Source organism: Sphingomonas populi, from assembly GCF_004208535.1.
Lineage (GTDB): Bacteria > Pseudomonadota > Alphaproteobacteria > Sphingomonadales > Sphingomonadaceae > Sphingomonas > Sphingomonas populi.
The window spans coordinates 52,197-68,978 of the sequence record NZ_SGIS01000009.1; the positions used below are offsets into that span (position 1 = coordinate 52,197).

A 16,782-nucleotide genomic window follows, 5' to 3' on the forward strand; every position below is an offset into this window, starting at 1 on the left:
CGGTCGAGCGCCCGCCCCCCGCCACCGCCTAACTGGCCGCGCCACGGAGGATGCGATGACGAAGGCGGCGCTCGAACATTATCATGCCCGGATGCAACGGGTGCTCGATCATATCGATCGGCATCCCGACACAGACCTCAGACTCGACGTGCTGAGCGGGATCGCCGCTTTCTCGAAACATCATTTCCACCGGCAGTTCACGGCGACCTTCGGGCTGTCCGTGCATCGCTACGTCCAACTCGTCCGCTTGAAGCGCGCCTCCTATCATCTGGCGTTCCGCGAAACGGACACTGTGACGGGCGTAGCGATGGATGCAGGCTACGAAGCGCCGGATGCCTTTGCCCGCGCGTTTCGCCAACGCGTCGGGCAATCGCCCTCGGCCTTCCGAAAAACGCCCGACTGGGCGCCGTGGCATGCGGCCTTCGCGCCGCTCACCCATGCCAGGAGCAAGCACATGACCACCCATAGCTTTAACGATGTCACCGTTCGCGATTTCCCCGCCACCCCCGTCGCGCTGATGGAGCACAAGGGCGATCCCGCCCGTGTGTATGAGACGGTGCAACGCTTCATCGCGTGGCGCCGCGCCGCCGGTCTCGGGCGCGACGCGGCGGCGACCTTTACGGTGTTCCATTCCGACCCGCGCGCCACGCCGCCGGAGGACTTCCGGCTCGATGTCTGCGCCAGCACCGATCGCCCGATCGCGCCGAACGCCGCCGGTGTGGAAGCAGGCCTGATCCCCGCCGGTCGCTGCGCGGTGCTGCGCGTGATCGGCGGTGCGGAGGACCTGGAGGCGCCCGCGCTGTTTCTGTATCGCGACTGGCTGCCGGCAAGCGGCGAGGAAGTGCGTGACTTCCCGCTGTTTTGTCAGCGGATCACGCTCTACCCGGATGTGCCCGAGCAGGAGACGGTGACGGATCTGTTCTTGCCGCTGGTGTAGTGATTTGGTTCGTCCTCACCCTTCCGTCGCTACGCTCCTCCCTCCCTCTCCCATAGGGAGAGGGAAGGGGCCCGCCCGGCGCAGCCGGGTGGGAAGGGTGAGGGTGACGCCCGCGCCTCAAAAATCGACCGCAATACCCTTCAGCGTCCAGTCGCCGTAGCGGGTCGGATCGAGCGGGAGCGGGTCCTTGGTCTCGACCTTGGGCTGGGGTTCGGGCACCGGCGTGTTCTTGGAAAGATGGGCGGGTGGCTTCACATGGGGCGGTCGGCGGCTCATGGAGGCTCCTTTGGTGCGGGACTCCCCAGATCGCGCGCCCAAGCTGAGAGTTCAAGACCCGTGGCCGAATCGTCCCAGTCCAATGCCCCCAAACCCGCCGATCCGCCCGGCGTCCCCGCGCGCCGCGCCGCGCTGAAATTGCTCGATGCGGTGTTGCGGCAGGGGTTGCCGCTGGAAGCGGCGCTCGGCCGCGCCACGGCGGGAATCGAGCGTGCCGATGATCGCGCGCTTGCCCACGCCATCGCCGCCGAAGTGCTGCGCCGCCTGCCCGATCTCGATTCGCTGATCGATTCGGCGACGCCGCGCGCGCTGCCCGAGGATGCCAAGGCGCGCTTCGTGCTGCGCATCGCTTTGGTGCAGGTGCTGTCGCTCGGCACGCCCGCGCATGCCGCGATCGCGACGGTGCTGCCGCTGGTCGATGGCGGGCCGAAAAAGCTCGTCCACGGCGTATTCGGCGCGCTCTCGCGGCGCGGCGACACCTTGCCCGAAATCCCGGCGCTGCCCGATCCGGTCGCGATCCGCTGGCACGCCGCCTGGGGCGACGACATGATCGAGGCGGCCGAACATGCCATCGCCGCCCCGCCGCCGCTCGACCTGACGCTCGCCGATCCCGCCACCACCGCAGACTGGGCCGAGCGACTCGGCGGCACCTCGCTGCTGCCCGGCCATGTCCGGCTCGAATCGGCGCATGTCCCCGAACTGCCCGGCTTCGAAGCGGGCGCGTGGTGGGTGCAGGATATCGCGGCCTCGCTGCCCGCGCGGCTGATCGGGAATGGCACGGGCACCGCGCTCGATCTCTGCGCCGCGCCCGGCGGCAAGACGATGCAGCTCGCGCATGCCGGCTGGTCGGTGATCGCGGTCGATGCGTCCGAAGCGCGCCTCACCCGGCTGCGCGCCAACATCGCGCGCACCGACACCAAGGCGCGCGTCATCACCGGCGACGTGCTGCACTGGTCGCCGCAGGAGAGTGTCGATGCGGTGCTGCTCGATGCGCCGTGCAGCGCGACCGGCATCTTCCGCCGCCACCCCGACGTGCTCTACCGCACCCGCCCCTCGGTGATCGCGCAGATGGCGGTGACGCAAGCCCGGCTGCTCACGCGCGCCGCCGGCTGGGTCAAGCCGGGCGGCACACTGGTCTACGCGACCTGTTCGCTCGAACGCGAAGAGGGCGAGACGCGGATCGAGGCGTTCCTCGCCGACCATCCCGACTATGCGATCGATCCCGTCCGGCCCGAGGAATTGCCGGCGGGCGTGACGCCGCACGAAAACGGCTGGCTACGGCTGCTGCCGGGGCAAGTGCAGCCCGGCGGCAACGACGGCTTCTTCATCGCACGGTTGCGCAGGGCCGATAGGTAGCTTGCGGGCGTTTGCGCGCGGGCTTAGAGCCTCGACGATGCAACTGCCCGTCCGCATCGCCCCCTCGATCCTCTCCGCCGATTTCGCCAAGTTGGGCGAGGAGGTGCGCGCGATCGACGCCGCCGGCGCCGACTGGATTCACGTCGATGTGATGGACGGGCATTTCGTCCCCAACATCACCATCGGCCCGCAGGTGGTGAAGGCGCTGCGCGCGCACACCGCCAAGCCGTTCGACGTGCATCTGATGATCGCGCCGGTCGACTCTTACCTCGACCAGTTCGCGGAGGCCGGCGCCGATACGATCAGCATCCATGTCGAGGCCGGCCCGCACACGCATCGCAGCCTCCAGCACATTCGCAAGCTCGGCAAGCGCGCCGGCGTGGTGCTGACCCCGCAGACGCCGGCGAAGGCGCTCGAATATCTGATCGATTCGGTCGATCTGGTGCTGGTGATGAGCGTCAATCCCGGCTTCGGCGGGCAAAGCTTCATCCCCAGCGCTTTGCGCAAGATCGCGGCAGTGCGCCAGATGATCGACAAGGGCGGCTACCAGGTCGATCTCGAAGTCGATGGCGGCATCGATGTCGAAACCGCGCGCGACGCGATCAACGCCGGTGCCGACGCGCTCGTCGCCGGCACCGCCACTTTCCGCGGCGGGCCGGATCGGTATGCCGAGAATATCCGGGCGCTGAGGGGCGCGTGAACGATCTGCCGTCGCATGACGATGCGAATACCGGCGAAGGCGACGACTCGGTCGAGGGCAAGTGGCTGGTCCGCGCCGATGGCGACAAGGGGCTGTCGCTGGCCGATCGCATCAGCGAGCATTTCCACCGGCTGACCTGGCGCACGCCGATCCACGGATTGCGGCTGAAGGGGCGCTATCCGCTCAAATTGCTGGCGGTGCCCGACGATCCCTTCCTCGGCGATGTGAAGCGCGGTCAGGCGCTGCTCGCCGGGCAGATGACTTTTCGGGGTGAGACCCGCGCGATCGAATCGCTCAATCTCCTCAAGCCCGATTTCTCCGTCGATTTCGCCGACTATCTGCACAGCGCGGGCTGGCTGCGCGACCTCTCCACGGTGGCAACACGCGTGCAGGCGGTGCCGGTGGCGGAAGCGATCCTGCGGCACTGGCTCGCCGCGCACGCCGAAATCGTCAGCGAACCGGCGTGGCGGCCCGATCTGTGTGCGCGGCGAATCCTTGCCTGGTCGGCGCACGCGCCGCTGATCCTGTCGTCGGCCGATCTGGTCTATCGCAGCGCCGTACTCAACGCCTTCGCGCGCTGCACCCGCCACCTCGATCGCGGCGCGGAGAAGGTCGCGCCCGGCGCGGCGCGAGTCGCGACGTTGTGCGGCGTGGTGGCGGGCGGGATGCTGCTGCCCGGCGGCGACGCGCGCCGAGTCGCCAGCGAGGCGGCGCTCGCCCGCGCTTTGGCGGTGTCGCTGTTCGAGGATGGCGGCGTCGTCTCGCGCAGCCCGCAGGCGCAGCTCGATGTCGTCATGCTGCTCACCCAGCTTCGCGCGGTGTATGAGGCGCGCCGGATCGAACCACCCGCGCTGCTCGGTGATGCGCTCGGCCGGCTCGTGCCGGCGTTGCTCGGCGTGTGTCTCGGCGATGGCGGGCTGTCGAGCTGGCAGGGCGGCGGCCCGGTGCCGGGTGCCGAGATCGCCGACATCATCACCGCGACCGGCGTGCGAACCCGCCCGCTGCGGCAGGCGCGCGAATGGGGCTATCAACGGCTGGCGGCGGCGGGCGCGGTGCTGGTGTTCGATGCCGCGCCGCCGCCGGTCGCGCGGCTGGTCAAAGGCGGCTGCGCCTCGACGCTGGCGTTCGAGTTTTCGGATGGCGCGCACCGCATCATCGTCAATTGCGGCGGCGCTCGTGCCGGGATCGCGCAGCTCCCCGCAGAGCTGACCGAGGGGCTGCGCACCACGGCGGCGCATTCGACGCTTGTGGTCGGCGACAGCAATTCGACTGCGGTTCACGCCGACGGCACGCTCGGGCGCGGCGTCGGCGAAGTCGAGCTGGCGCGACAGGAGAGCGAGAACGCCAGCCGGGTCGAAGCCAGCCACGACGGCTATGCCCGCCGCTTCGGCTTCGTCCACCGCCGCCAACTGGTCCTCACCGGCGATGGCCGCGAATTGCGCGGCGATGACATGCTGCTCCCCGCCAAGAAGCGCGGGCGCGTCTCGGCGAGCGGCTTCGTCATCCGCTTCCACCTCGGCGTCGGCATCGAAGTGTCGCCCACCGCCGATGGCATGGCGGCGCTGCTGCGGCTGCCCGGCGGCGTGCTGTGGCAATTTCGCTGCCGTGGCGGCGCGCTCGCCGTCGAGCCGAGCGTGTGGATCGACGGCCAGGGCCGGCCGCAGTCCACGTTCCAGCTCGTCGTCACCGGCGACACGCCCGCCGGCGGCACCAACGTCGGCTGGGTCTTGAAGCGCGCGGGCTGAGCGGGCAGGGAGCGCGCGAACTCACATTCCCCAGTTCGTCCCTCGACATCGCTCGGGACGAACGGCTGCTAGGATCATCCGATGACCACCATTCCCATCCGCCGCGCGTTGCTTTCGGTGTCCGACAAGACCGGCATCGTCGATCTTGGCAAAGCGCTGGCCAAAGCCGGCGTCGAACTGGTCTCGACCGGCGGCACCGCCAAGGCGCTGCGCGACGCGGGGCTGACGGTGCGTGACATCTCCGATCTCACCGGCTTTCCCGAGATGATGGACGGCCGCGTCAAGACGCTTCACCCCAAGGTCCACGGCGGGCTGCTCGCGGTGCGTGACGATGCCGCGCACGTCGCGTCGATGAAGGAGCATGACATCGGCGCGATCGATCTCGTCGTCGTCAACCTCTACCCGTTCGAGGCGACCGTCGCGAAGGGCGCGGAGCGCGACGAGGTGATCGAGAATATCGACATCGGCGGCCCGTCGATGGTGCGCTCGGCTGCCAAGAACCACGCTTTCGTCGCGATCGTCACCGATCCCGCCGATTATGCTTTGGTCGCCGGCGGCAGCACCACGCTGGAAGATCGCAAGCGCCTCGCCGCCAAGGCCTATGCCGCCACCGCCGCCTATGATTCGGCCATCGCGCAATGGTTCGCCTTCGCCGACCAGCGCGAGTCGTTCCCACAGATCCTGCCGGTCGCGCTGACGCTCGGCGATACGCTGCGCTACGGCGAAAATCCGCACCAGTCGGCGGCGTTCTACGCGACGCGCGGGCCGGTCGCCAACGGCGTCGGCCAGGCGCGGCAGGTGCAGGGCAAGGCGCTGTCGTACAACAATTACAACGATGCCGATGCCGCGCTGGAGCTGGTCAGCGAGTTCCGCGATGCCGATCCGAGCGTCGTCATCGTCAAGCACGCCAATCCATGCGGCGTCGCCACCGCCAAGACGATCGAGCAGGCCTATGCCGCCGCCTTCGCGTGCGACACGGTTTCGGCGTTCGGCGGCATCATCGCGCTCAACCGCCCGCTCGACGCGGCGACCGCGCGCGCGATCACCGGCATCTTCACCGAAGTGGTGATCGCCCCCGATGCCGACGAGGAAGCGATCGCTCTGTTCGCCGCCAAGAAGAACCTGCGCCTGCTTCTCACCGGCGCATTGCCCGATCCGTCGCGCGGCGGCCTGATGGCCAAGTCGATCACCGGCGGCTGGCTGGTGCAGGGCCGCGACAATGCCTCGGCGCCCGACATGAAGGTCGTCACCAAGCGCGCGCCCACCAAGGCCGAACTCGCCGATTGCCGCTTCGCCTGGACGGTCGCCAAGCACGTCAAGTCGAACGCGATCGTCTACGCCAAGGACGGCAGCACGGCGGGCATCGGCGCCGGCCAGATGAACCGCCTCGAATCGGCGCGCATCGCCGCGTGGAAGGCCAAGGACGCCGCTGAAAAGGCCGGCTGGACACAACCGCGCACAATCGGCTCGGCAGTGGCATCGGACGCGTTCTTCCCCTTCGCCGACGGTCTGCTCGCGGCGGTGGAAGCCGGCGCGACAGCAGTGATCCAACCCGGCGGCTCGATCCGCGACGACGAAGTGATCGCCGCCGCCGACGCGGCCGGGCTGGCGATGGTGTTTACGGGCGTGCGGCACTTTAGACATTGATGTTCCCCCGCGAACGCGGGGGTCCAGAGCCACAAACGCAGCGCTGCTTGGCTCTGGGCTCCCGCTTTCGCGGGAGAACAACGTGGTGTCAGGCCGCAGTCCCCTTCGGCGTCCGCCGCAGCAAAGCCCGATCCTCCGGCCCGAACGCGAATTTCCACAGCACGAACAGATAGCTCGCCGCGATTGCGGGTTCGCCGAACACTAGTTCAGCCCATTCGTAGCGATGCGGCAGCGAGGTGAAGATCGTCCCCACCGCAATCGCCACCCCCGCCGCGAGCAGCAACTGCCAGCGCCAGCCGCGCACCGGCGCGCCGAGCATCCGCGCCAGCACGCTCGATTTGACCACCGATGACGTCCCCATCGCCAGCAGCAGCGCCAGCGCCGGCCCCGCCGCCTGCCAGGTGTCGGGCCACCCCGCCCAGCGCATCGCGAAGATCAGCGCGAAGCTCAGCGCTACCTGCAAACTCAGTGCGGCGATCGACAGCATCAGATTGAGATGCCGCGCGATATAGACAAGCGCGCTTTCGCACACCGCGCCGGTCGAGGCGGCGACTTCGGCGGTGAGCAGGAACGCCATCGCCGCCGTGCCCGCGACGAACTGCGGGCCGACCACGCCCATCACCGCCTTGCCCGGTATCGACCCCATCAGCGCGAGCCCGGCCTGCGCCGCCATGATCCAGAAGCCGACCTGCCGCACTTGCTGCGCCACCGCCTTGCGATCGTTCTGCGCGAGGCTGGTGGTGATGACCGGGCCGAGGATCGGATCGAAGCTGGTCTTCAACTTGCCCGGCAGCGAGGCGATCTGCACCGCCATGTAATAGATACCGACGATCGCGGGCGCGAACATATAGCCGAGGATCGCGCGATCGACGTTGCGCGACCCCCATTCGATCGCGTCGGCGCCGGCGAGCGGGATGTTGTGCCGCGCCAGCGCGACCAGCCGCCCGGGTTCGGGCCGCCAGCCATAGGGCATACCGTAGCTGCGCAGGAACGGGATCAGCGCCGCCGTCAGCGCGGCGAGCATCGACAGCATGTAGGACAGGACCAGCCCGTCCTGCTTGGTGAAGAACGAAAAGACGAACGCGGCGATGCTGATCGTCCACGGTTCGATGATCGCGCGCGCCGTCACCGAGGCGCCGACGTTGCGGCGATAGGCGAGCGCCGCTAGCGTGATCTCGGTCCAGGCGGTGGCGAACACGACGAGCGGCAGATACTGTTCGAGCCGCCCCATCTCGCCGCTTGGGAACATGATCTGCGGGAAGGCGAACAGCACGATGCTGGCGACCGTGGAGGCGACGAACGCCACCGCCAGCGCATCCCAGGCGACATGCGTATGCGGCCGCTCGCCCGAATCGGAAAACGCCTGCGCGAGGCCCCGCTTCAGCCCGAGCGTGGCAAGCTGCGCGGCGAACTCGACCACCACCACCGCGAGCGCGAACCGCCCGACCAGATCGGGGCCATAGCTGCGCCCGGCGATGAACAGGAACGGCAGGCGTGCTGCCAGCCGCAACAGGAAGCCGAAGATGTTGGTCCGCCCGCCCTTGGCGAGCGCGTTGATATCGTCAGGGGCACCGGCCGCCGACGGGGCTACGTCACTCAATGCGCCGCGCCCCAACTCGGCCCGACGCCGATCTCGACGCCGAGCGGCACCGACAGCGTCACCGCCGGTTCGGCGGCGCTCGCCATCACGCGCTCGATCACCGGCTTCGCTGCCGCCACGTCGCCTTCCGGCAGTTCGAAGACGAGTTCGTCATGCACCTGAAGCAGCATGCGGACATGGCCCAGCCCGGCCTCGGCCAGCGCCGGCCCCATCCGCACCATCGCGCGCTTGATGATGTCGGCGGACGTGCCCTGGATCGGCGCGTTGATCGCGGCGCGTTCGGCGCCCTGCCGCTCGTGCTGGACCTTCGATGCGATGCGCGGGAAGTGCGTCTTCCGCCCGAACAAAGTGACGGTATAGCCGTTCTCGCGAACGAATTCGGTGGTCGCGGCGATATAGTTGCGGATGCCGGGGAAGCGCTCGAAATAGCGGTCGATCATCGCCTGTGCCTCGTCGGCGGTGACGTCGAGCCGCCCGGCCAGCCCCCAGCGCGAGATGCCGTAGAGGATCGCGAAGTTGATCGTCTTGGCGCGCCCGCGCGTGTCGCGGTTGACCTCGCCGAACAGCTCCTGCGCGGTCAGGCTGTGGATGTCGTCGCCATTGGCGAACGCGTCGCGCAGCGCGGGCACGTCGGCCATGTGCGCGGCCAGGCGAAGCTCGATCTGCGAATAATCGGCGGCAAGGATGACGTTGCCCGCGTCCGCCACGAACGCGTCGCGGATTTGCCGGCCGATTTCGGTTCGGATCGGGATGTTCTGGAGGTTGGGGTCGGTCGAGGACAGCCGCCCGGTCTGCGCGCCGGTCAGGCTGTAGCTGGTGTGGACTCGGCCGGTCGCGGGGTTGATCTGCGCCTGCAACGCATCGGTATAGGTCGATTTGAGCTTCGAAAGCTGCCGCCATTCGAGCACCTTGGCGGCGATCACAACGCCCGGCGAATCGCGGTCGGCGGCGATCCGCTCAAGTTCGTTGACGTCGGTCGAATAGACCCCCGACTTGCCCTTGCGCCCGCCCTTGATGCCCATCCGCTCGAACAGCACGTCGCCCAATTGCTTGGGGCTGCCGATCGTGAACGGGCCACCGGCAAGCGCGTGGATCTCGGTTTCAAGGGCTGCGATCTGCGTCGAGAATGCGGTCGACAGCCCGGCGAGCTTCTCGCGATCGACCTTGATGCCGTGCCGCTCCATCTGCGCCACCACCGGCACGAGCGGACGGTCGACCATCTCGTACACGCGCGTCGCGCGCTCGGCGGCGAGGCGCGGCTTGAAGCGCCGCCACAACCGCAGCGTCACGTCGGCATCCTCGGCGGCGTATCGCGTCGCCGCGTCGAGATCGACCTCGTTGAACTGGCGCTGGCTCTTGCCGACGCCGACCACGTCCTTAAACGCGATGCAGCTATGCGAGAGATGCGTCGCGGCGAGTTCGTCCATGCCGTGGCCGTGCAGGCCGGCGTCCAGATCGAAGCTCATCAGGATCGTGTCGTCGAACGGCGCGACGTCGATTCCCCCGGTCTTCTCATAGGCCCGGCCGAGCACGATCATGTCGTACTTCAGATTGTGCCCGATCTTGAGCACCGAAGGATCTTCGAGCAGCGGCTTAAGTTTGGCCAGCGCGACAGCGGTGTCGAGCTGCGGCGGCGTCTCCGCGAACAGCCCGGTGCCGCCGTGGCCGAGCGGCACGTAGCAGGCGCGATTGGGCTGCAGCGCCAGGCTGATCCCGACCAGCTCCGCGCGAGTCGCGTCGATGCCGGTGGTCTCGGTATCGACCGCGATCCAGCCTTGATGCCGCGCCGCCTCGATCCAGCCATCGAGTGCGGCCTCGTCCACCACCGTCTCATACCCGTCGTGCTCGCAGGGCGGGTCTTCCTCCTGCGGCACGCTCTTCGGCGCCGCGACCGGCGCATCGGCAACCGCCGACAGCTTCGCGAGCAGCGACTTGAAGCCGTGATGTTCCAAGAAGACGCGAAGCGGCGCATCGGGAATACCCTGAAGCTCGAGATCGTCGAGCGGCTCGGGCAGCGGCGCATCGCATTTGAGCGTGACGAGCACCTTCGAGAGCCGCGCATTGTCGGCCTGCTCGATCAGATTGTCGCGCAGCTTGCCCTTCTTCATGGCGCTGGCGGCGGCGAGCACGCCTTCGAGATCGCCATGTTCGAGGATCAGCTTGGACGCCGTCTTCGGCCCGACGCCGGTGACGCCGGGCACGTTATCGACGCTATCGCCCATCAGCGCGAGCACGTCGCCGAGTTTGTCCGGGCCGACGCCGAACTTCTCCATGACGTGATCCGGCCCGAGCCGCCGGTTGTTCATCGTATCGTACATGTCGACCGACGGATCGGTCATGAGTTGCATCAGATCCTTGTCCGAAGACACGATCGTCACCTGCCACCCTTGGGCGAGCGCGGCCTTGGTGTAGCCGGCGATGATATCGTCCGCCTCCAGCCCTGCTTCCTCGATGCACGGCAGCGAGAAGGCGCGCGTCGCGTCGCGGATCATCGGGAATTGGGGGACGAGATCCTCGGGCGGCGGCGGCCGGTGCGCCTTATACTGATCGTACAGATCGTTGCGGAACGTCTTCGACGATTTGTCGAGAATGACCGCCATGTGCGTCGGGCCATCGGCCTTGTGGAGCTCATCGACGAGCTTCCACAGCATCGTCGTATAGCCATAGACCGCGCCCACCGGCTCGCCATGTTTGTTGGTGAGCGGCGGGAGGCGATGATAGGCGCGGAAGATATAGCCCGAGCCGTCGACAAGATAGAGATGAGGCATTGTGAGCGGGGGATAGCCCAGCGCGCGGGGCAGCACAAAGGCTTAGAATCGCAAGCGGCGGCCTCGGGTTCACGCGAAGGCGCGGAGGCGCGAAGAGGTTCCAGACGAGGCGCGCCGCTGCTCCGGCCACGCCCCATGAATCCCTTCTTCTCTCTTCGCGCCTCCGCGCCTCCGCGTGCAAATCGCCCCAGGCGCCGCGCATCATGATTCGCGCAGAGGCGCAGAGGTCGCAGAGAGAAGAAGAGAACCTGCGGCCGGCCACGCCTTCTCTGCGTCCTCTGCGCCTCTGCGCGAACCATTAAGGATCGGTTGACCCCTCGCCGCTATGGCTGCGCCATGCCTTACGCCAAACTCTTCCGCAGCCGCTGGGCCGCCCTGCTCTGGGCCGGCGGCATCCTGTGGAGCGCAGCCGAGTTCGTCGGCGTGTCGCCCGGCAAGCCGGCAGTCGCGGCCAATGCGACGACCGAAACCGACGCGACCGGCGCCAGCGTTAACGGCGACGATCTCGCCATCCTCGCCAACGTCATTAACGGCAAGTGACGCTCAGCGCGCCTTCGGCTTGACCGGCGCGCGCGGGCGGCGCGTCTCGACGGTGGGCGGCCCGGATTTGGCGCGCGAGCGCGGCGGCGGCGTCGGGCTGCGCGGCGCGGGTGGCGGCGGTACGCCCCGGCTCGGCGCGACGGTATAGCCTTCCTTGAGCAGCCGCGAGAACGCGTCGCGCACGCTGGCGGTGATCGCCGCCTGAACCTCAGCCGGCAGATCGGCGAGCGTGGTGTTGGCATGGACCGCGCCCAGATCGCGCACCAGCGCGTTGGGCAGCCCGCCCGACGCCTTTTTGAGCGCCATGAACGCATCGAGCGTCGTCGCGACGAGGATATCCTGCATCAGATCGGTTGCGGACTTTGCCATCCGCGCCCCAAGCCACGCGTTGCGGCGCGACGCAAGCCCCGAGCGCGAGTCGCGTGCCGAAATTCGCCTCTCGCACCCAGCTCTGTTGAGATGTTTAGATGATGTATTCCACGGTCTTCACCTGCTCGGTCGCCGCTGCGGCCGCCGCGCGCTTCTCGGCGATCTCGCGGTTGAGGCGGGCGATCGTGCGGCTGCCGGTGGTCTTGAAGGCGCACGGGAGGATGCCGTGGACCAAAGCGGCCAGCCCACCGGCGATCATCCGCACGCCGAACCGAGTCGCCACGCCGAAATGCTCGCCATAGCTCTCGCCGACGGAGGCCGGGTGGTCGAGGAACAGGCGGCGGAACATGGCGGTCTCCTTGATCTCCCCCTCAGGCGAGAGAAATATCCTTGCGGGCAATGTGTGTCAGCATGTCGGCGGCGAGCTGGCTCAGCGTGTCGTCGCGCGCGCCCATCACGACGATGCGGTCGCCCGCGCGCGCCTCCGCCACCAGCGCGGCGGCGGCATCGGCGCGGTCAGCGATGTGACGCGCCCGCCCGCCGATATCGGCGATCAGGTCGGCGCTCGTCACCGCGCGAGTCACCGTGCCGCCCTGATAGACCGGGTCGGGCAGTACGAGCAGATCGTCCGGCGCCAGTTTCTCGCGAAACATCGCGACCAGCTCGTGCCGCATTACCTTGAGCGGGCCGTAGCCATGCGGCTGGAACAGCACCAGCAACCGCCCCGGAAACGCATGGAGCGTGTCGAGCGTCGCGGCGATCTTGTCGGGATTGTGCCCGAAATCGTCGATCACCGACACGCCGCCGGCTTCGCCGACCAGCTCGAAGCGGCGCTTGAGCCCGACGAATCCCTCGATCGCCTCGATCGCCTCGGCGAGCGGCACCCCCGCCGCGCGCGCCGCGCCGATCGCGGCGAGCGCGTTCGAAACGTTGTGTCGCCCCGGCACCGCCAGCCGCACCGGATGGCGCACGCCGCCCGCGACCAGATCGAACGAACAGGCGAACGGCTCGGGCGCCAGATTCTCCGCAACGAGATCGGCGACGCCTTCCACCGCAAAGGTAACCGGCGGCTTGGCGAGCGATTTGGCCAGCGCCGCCGTCTCGGCATCGCCGATGTTGAGGATCACCGTCTCGGCGCCGCGCGCGAAATCGCCGAACAACGTGCGCAACTCCTCGAGTGACTTGTGATCAAGGCTGACGTTGTTGAGCACCGCGATTCGGGGGCGGTACAAGGCGATCGAGCCGTCGCTCTCATCGACCTCGCTGACGAACGCGTCACCACCACCGACCAACGCGCTCGCGAACGGGGCTTGCGGTGCGACGAAATTCTTCATCACCGCGCCGTTCATCACCGTCGGTTCGCGCCCGGTCGCCTGCAGAATCCAGCCGATCATGCCGGTGACGGTCGATTTGCCGCTGGTGCCGGCGACGCCGATCGGTAGCGCACTCGCGTTGAACAGCTCGGCGAGCAATTGCGCGCGGCTCAGCCGCTGCGCGCCGACCGTGTCCGCCGCGACGATATCCGCCACGGTCGATTCGATCGCCGCCGAGGCGATGACGATCTGGTCTGCCGAGGTGATGCCGCTGCCGTCCTGCGCGAACAGATCGATGCCGAGCGCGCCGAGTGCCGCGAACTTGGCAGGCAGCCGTGCCTGATCGAGCGCACGGTCCGACCCCGACACGCGCGCCCCGCGCCCGGCGAGGATCATCGCGAGCGGCATCATCCCGCTGCCGCCGATACCGACGAAGAAGTAGGGCTTGGTTGGGTTCGCATTGGCGGATTGCATGGCGCCACGCTATCGAGGCTTTCGTAAGCCGGAGCAACCTCGACCGTTCGTGTCGAGCGCAGTCGAGACACCATGCGCCGCGCTTGCCCCTCGACTTCGCTCGGGGCGAACGGAGGTTTTGGGAATCACGATGCGGGTAGCACCATGAAAATTGCAGTCTGCGCCCCCGCGCGCCCGATCGATCCGATCGTCGAACCCCGCCTGAAGGCGCTCGCGGCGATCACCTTTCCCGAGGTCGAGATCGTCTTCCACCCGCAATGCTTCCTCGAGGACGGCCATTTCGCCGGCAGCGACGCGGTGCGCGCCGCCGCCTTCCTCGACTTCGCCAACGATCCCGCGTTCGACGCGATCTGGTTCGCGCGCGGTGGCTACGGCTCAAACCGCATCCTCCACGCGGTCATGCCGCAGCTCGGCCCGGCGGCGGCGCACAAACAGTATCTCGGCTATTCGGACATGGGCTTCCTCCTCGCCGCGCTTTACGCCCGGCGGATCGGACGCCCCGCGCACGGCTCGATGCCGTCCGAGGTCAGCCGCAAGGATGACCAGGCGCATGACGTGATGCGCTCGCTCGCCTGGCTGGTGCGCGGCGACCGCGCCGGCCTCGAACCGAGCCTCGACGGACGCCCCGCCGCCGCCTTCAACCTCTCGATCCTGAACGCGCTGATCGGCACACCCTGGCTGCCCGACCTCACCGACCATGTGCTGATGATCGAGGAAGTCTCCGAACCGCTCTACCGGATCGACCGCATGCTCTCGCAGATGGCGCATGCGACTCAGTTGAAGGGCATCGCCGGCGTAAGGCTCGGCCGAATCACCGATGTGCAGCCCAATGTGCCCGAATTCGGCGAGACGCCCGAGCAGATGATCGCGCGCTGGTGCGGCGAGATGGGCGTGCCCTATCTCGGCCGCGCCGACATCGCGCATGATGCCCAGAACAAGGTGGTGCCGTTCGGCGTCGCCTGACGCGTAGATGGCGAGTCCGCTAAACCTTGCCTATATAGCCCAAGCCCGCATAAGCGGCGCGTTCCTATCCCTAGACCAAGCGAACCCTGCATGTCCGAAATGTTCCGCATCACGCTGCCCGACGGTTCCGTCCGTGAGGTAGCCCCGGGGACTACCCCGGCGGACATCGCTGCGGCGATCGGGCCGGGTCTCGCCAAGGCGGCGATCGGCGCGCGCGTCGATGGCGAGCTGCGCGACATCACGCGCCCGTTCGAGCAGGATTCGCAGCTTGCGCTGGTGACGACCCGCGACGAGGCCGATGCGCTCGAACTGGCGCGCCACGATTACGCGCATATCCTCGCCGAAGCCGTGCAGCAGCTTTTCCCCGGCACGCAGATCACCTTCGGTCCATCGACCGATGACGGCTTCTATTATGACTTTGCGCCCAAGGACCGGCCCTTCACGGAGGAAGACCTGCCCGCGATCGAAGAGGCCATGCGCGCCATCATCCGCGCCGACAAGCCGCTCAAGCGCGAAGTGTGGGAGCGCGAGGCGCTGATCGCGCGCTGGCGTGAGCAGGGCGAAACCTTCAAGGCCGAATGGGCCGCCGAGCTCCCGGGTGACGAGCCGCTGACGGTCTATTGGTCGGGCGGCGACTGGCTCGACATGTGCCGCGGCCCCCACCTCGCCTCGACCGGCAAGCTCGATCCCGATGCGTTCAAGCTGACGCGGGTCTCGGGCGCATATTGGCGCGGCGACCAGAACAACGCGATGCTGAGCCGCATCTACGGCACCGGCTGGCTCAACAAGAAGCAGCTCGCCGAGCATCTCACGCGGCTGGAGGAAGCCGCCAAGCGCGACCATCGCCGCATCGGCCAGGACATGGACCTGTTCCACCTCCAGAGCGAAGCGCAAGGCTCGGTGTTCTGGCACCCCAAGGGCTTCGTGCTGTGGCGCGCGCTGGAGGCGTACATGCGCCGCCGGCTCGACGCCGCCGGCTATGCCGAGGTCAAGACGCCGCAGTTGATGGACGCGCGCCAGTGGGAGCAGTCGGGCCATTGGGGCAAGTACCGCGAGAACATGTTCGTGGTGCCGGACGAAATCCCCAACGCTGAGGAAGAGGGGCCGATCCTCTCCGGCAAGGCCGATCTGATGGCGCTCAAGCCGATGAACTGCCCGGCGCATGTGCTGATCTTCCGCCAGGGCATCAAATCCTACCGCGACCTGCCGATCCGCATGGCCGAATTCGGCTGCTGCCATCGCAACGAGCCGCACGGCGCGCTCCACGGCATCATGCGCGTGCGCCAGTTCACCCAGGACGACGCGCATATCTTCGTGCGCGAGGACCAGTTGATCGCCGAAGTGCGCAGCTTCTGCGAGCTGCTCGACAGCGCGTACCGCGATCTCGGGTTCGAGGATTATGCAGTCAAGCTGGCGCTGCGCCCTGACAAGCGCTTCGGCGACGATGCGATGTGGGACAAGGCCGAGCAGGAACTCCGCGAGGCGGTGCTGCAATCCGACCTGAGCGAAGCGATCAAGGCCAAGTTCGAGGAACTGCCGGGCGAAGGCGCGTTCTATGCCCCCAAGCTCGAATTCCACCTCACTGACGCGATCGGGCGGACCTGGCAGGTCGGCACGATCCAGTCCGACCGAGTGCTGCCCGAACGGCTCGACGCGAGCTATGTCGGTGACGACGGCGAGCGGCATCGCCCGGTGATGCTCCACCGCGCGATCCTCGGCACGTTCGAGCGCTTCATCGGCATCCTGATCGAACACCACGCCGGCCGCTTCCCGCTCTGGCTCGCGCCGGTGCAGGCGGTGGTGGCGACGATCGTCTCGGACGCGGACGGCTATGCCGCCGAGGTCGCGGCGAAGCTCAAGGCGGCGGGGCTGCGCGTCGAAACCGATCTGCGCAACGAGAAGATCAACTACAAGGTGCGCGAACACTCGCTCGCGAAGGTGCCCAACCTGCTGGTGGTCGGCAAGCGCGAGGCCGAGGAAGGCACCGTCGCACTGCGCCCGCTCGGCGAAGGCGCCAAGCAGGAGGTGCTCAGGCTCGACGACGTGATCGCCCGGCTGACGGCGGAGGCGACCCCGCCCGATCTGCGGTGATGG

At 68.0% G+C, this 16,782-nt stretch carries 14 protein-coding genes; 8 read left to right on the forward strand and 6 right to left on the reverse strand.

The window, feature by feature from the left end; all coding sequences use genetic code 11:
- Positions 1-55 precede the first annotated feature (55 nt).
- Positions 56-937 (forward strand): AraC family transcriptional regulator, encoded by an 882-nt coding sequence (locus tag EWE75_RS07845; RefSeq protein WP_130156171.1) that lies wholly within the window; start codon positions 56-58, stop codon positions 935-937.
- A 117-nt stretch (positions 938-1,054) separates the two neighbouring features.
- Here the strand turns inward: EWE75_RS07845 and EWE75_RS07850 are convergent, their stop codons facing one another.
- Positions 1,055-1,213 (reverse strand): DUF1674 domain-containing protein, encoded by a 159-nt coding sequence (locus tag EWE75_RS07850; protein WP_130156173.1) that lies wholly within the window; start codon positions 1,211-1,213, stop codon positions 1,055-1,057.
- On the opposite strand from EWE75_RS07850, the gene EWE75_RS07855 reads away from it, so the two are divergent.
- The 4 genes from EWE75_RS07855 (at position 1,193) to purH (ending at position 6,661) form a co-directional block, all read left to right on the forward strand.
- The gene (locus EWE75_RS07855; RefSeq protein ID WP_130156175.1) at positions 1,193-2,569 is read left to right on the forward strand and encodes an RsmB/NOP family class I SAM-dependent RNA methyltransferase; all 1,377 of its coding nucleotides are present in this window, start codon (positions 1,193-1,195) and stop codon (positions 2,567-2,569) included. The two genes, EWE75_RS07850 and EWE75_RS07855, sit on opposite strands and share 21 nt — an antisense overlap.
- 37 nt (positions 2,570-2,606) lie before the next feature.
- On the forward strand, positions 2,607-3,269 hold the full coding sequence (gene rpe / locus EWE75_RS07860; protein ID WP_130156177.1) for a ribulose-phosphate 3-epimerase: 663 nt from the start codon (positions 2,607-2,609) through the stop codon (positions 3,267-3,269).
- A complete protein-coding gene (locus EWE75_RS07865; RefSeq protein WP_231708272.1) occupies positions 3,266-5,014 on the forward strand; it encodes a heparinase II/III family protein in 1,749 nt (582 codons plus the stop codon). Before rpe ends, EWE75_RS07865 begins: the two co-directional genes overlap by 4 nt.
- A gap of 81 nt (positions 5,015-5,095) precedes the next feature.
- Positions 5,096-6,661 carry a bifunctional phosphoribosylaminoimidazolecarboxamide formyltransferase/IMP cyclohydrolase gene (gene purH, locus EWE75_RS07870; RefSeq protein WP_130156179.1) on the forward strand — a complete coding sequence of 522 codons (1,566 nt, stop codon included), beginning with the start codon at positions 5,096-5,098 and terminating at the stop codon, positions 6,659-6,661.
- 88 nt (positions 6,662-6,749) lie between these two features.
- Here the strand turns inward: purH and EWE75_RS07875 are convergent, their stop codons facing one another.
- The gene (locus tag EWE75_RS07875) at positions 6,750-8,261 is read right to left on the reverse strand and encodes a lipopolysaccharide biosynthesis protein (RefSeq protein WP_130156181.1); all 1,512 of its coding nucleotides are present in this window, start codon (positions 8,259-8,261) and stop codon (positions 6,750-6,752) included.
- Positions 8,258-11,029, reverse strand: coding sequence for a DNA polymerase I (gene polA / locus EWE75_RS07880; protein ID WP_130156183.1), 2,772 nt, complete (start codon positions 11,027-11,029; stop codon positions 8,258-8,260). The genes EWE75_RS07875 and polA overlap by 4 nt, the downstream gene beginning before the upstream one ends.
- Positions 11,030-11,365: 336 nt before the next feature.
- Between polA and EWE75_RS07885 the strand changes: the two genes are divergently transcribed.
- Positions 11,366-11,569, forward strand: a complete 204-nt coding sequence (locus EWE75_RS07885; RefSeq protein WP_130156185.1) for a hypothetical protein — start codon at positions 11,366-11,368, stop codon at positions 11,567-11,569.
- A 3-nt stretch (positions 11,570-11,572) separates the two neighbouring features.
- Here EWE75_RS07885 and EWE75_RS07890 read toward each other — a convergent pair whose 3' ends face one another.
- From EWE75_RS07890 to EWE75_RS07900, 3 genes are all read right to left on the reverse strand, one after another.
- Positions 11,573-11,938 carry a hypothetical protein gene (locus EWE75_RS07890; RefSeq protein ID WP_130156187.1) on the reverse strand — a complete coding sequence of 122 codons (366 nt, stop codon included), beginning with the start codon at positions 11,936-11,938 and terminating at the stop codon, positions 11,573-11,575.
- A 94-nt stretch (positions 11,939-12,032) separates the two neighbouring features.
- Positions 12,033-12,287: a DUF6356 family protein gene (locus EWE75_RS07895; protein WP_130156189.1), complete on the reverse strand. Its 255-nt coding sequence runs from the start codon at positions 12,285-12,287 to the stop codon at positions 12,033-12,035.
- 22 nt (positions 12,288-12,309) lie between these two features.
- A complete protein-coding gene (locus EWE75_RS07900) occupies positions 12,310-13,725 on the reverse strand; it encodes a glutamate ligase domain-containing protein (protein WP_130156191.1) in 1,416 nt (471 codons plus the stop codon).
- Between the two features lie 144 nt (positions 13,726-13,869).
- Here EWE75_RS07900 and EWE75_RS07905 point away from each other — a divergent pair, with 144 nt between their 5' ends.
- Both EWE75_RS07905 and thrS read left to right on the forward strand, forming a co-directional pair.
- Positions 13,870-14,688 (forward strand): LD-carboxypeptidase, encoded by an 819-nt coding sequence (locus EWE75_RS07905; protein ID WP_130156193.1) that lies wholly within the window; start codon positions 13,870-13,872, stop codon positions 14,686-14,688.
- Between the two features lie 90 nt (positions 14,689-14,778).
- Positions 14,779-16,779, forward strand: a complete 2,001-nt coding sequence (gene thrS / locus EWE75_RS07910) for a threonine--tRNA ligase (RefSeq protein ID WP_130156195.1) — start codon at positions 14,779-14,781, stop codon at positions 16,777-16,779.
- Positions 16,780-16,782: the final 3 nt, after the last annotated feature.

What these genes read in the sequence shown, in the direction of transcription:
- EWE75_RS07845 (WP_130156171.1), top strand. Translation starts at nt 56, where the DNA reads ATGACGAAGGCGGCGCTCGAACATTATCATGCCCGGATGCAACGGGTG.
- EWE75_RS07855 (WP_130156175.1), top strand. Translation starts at nt 1,193, where the DNA reads ATGGGGCGGTCGGCGGCTCATGGAGGCTCCTTTGGTGCGGGACTCCCC.
- EWE75_RS07850 (WP_130156173.1), bottom strand. Translation starts at nt 1,213, where the DNA reads ATGAGCCGCCGACCGCCCCATGTGAAGCCACCCGCCCATCTTTCCAAG.
- rpe (WP_130156177.1), top strand. Translation starts at nt 2,607, where the DNA reads ATGCAACTGCCCGTCCGCATCGCCCCCTCGATCCTCTCCGCCGATTTC.
- purH (WP_130156179.1), top strand. Translation starts at nt 5,096, where the DNA reads ATGACCACCATTCCCATCCGCCGCGCGTTGCTTTCGGTGTCCGACAAG.
- polA (WP_130156183.1), bottom strand. Translation starts at nt 11,029, where the DNA reads ATGCCTCATCTCTATCTTGTCGACGGCTCGGGCTATATCTTCCGCGCC.
- EWE75_RS07885 (WP_130156185.1), top strand. Translation starts at nt 11,366, where the DNA reads ATGCCTTACGCCAAACTCTTCCGCAGCCGCTGGGCCGCCCTGCTCTGG.
- EWE75_RS07890 (WP_130156187.1), bottom strand. Translation starts at nt 11,938, where the DNA reads ATGGCAAAGTCCGCAACCGATCTGATGCAGGATATCCTCGTCGCGACG.
- EWE75_RS07895 (WP_130156189.1), bottom strand. Translation starts at nt 12,287, where the DNA reads ATGTTCCGCCGCCTGTTCCTCGACCACCCGGCCTCCGTCGGCGAGAGC.
- EWE75_RS07900 (WP_130156191.1), bottom strand. Translation starts at nt 13,725, where the DNA reads ATGCAATCCGCCAATGCGAACCCAACCAAGCCCTACTTCTTCGTCGGT.
- EWE75_RS07905 (WP_130156193.1), top strand. Translation starts at nt 13,870, where the DNA reads ATGAAAATTGCAGTCTGCGCCCCCGCGCGCCCGATCGATCCGATCGTC.
- thrS (WP_130156195.1), top strand. Translation starts at nt 14,779, where the DNA reads ATGTCCGAAATGTTCCGCATCACGCTGCCCGACGGTTCCGTCCGTGAG.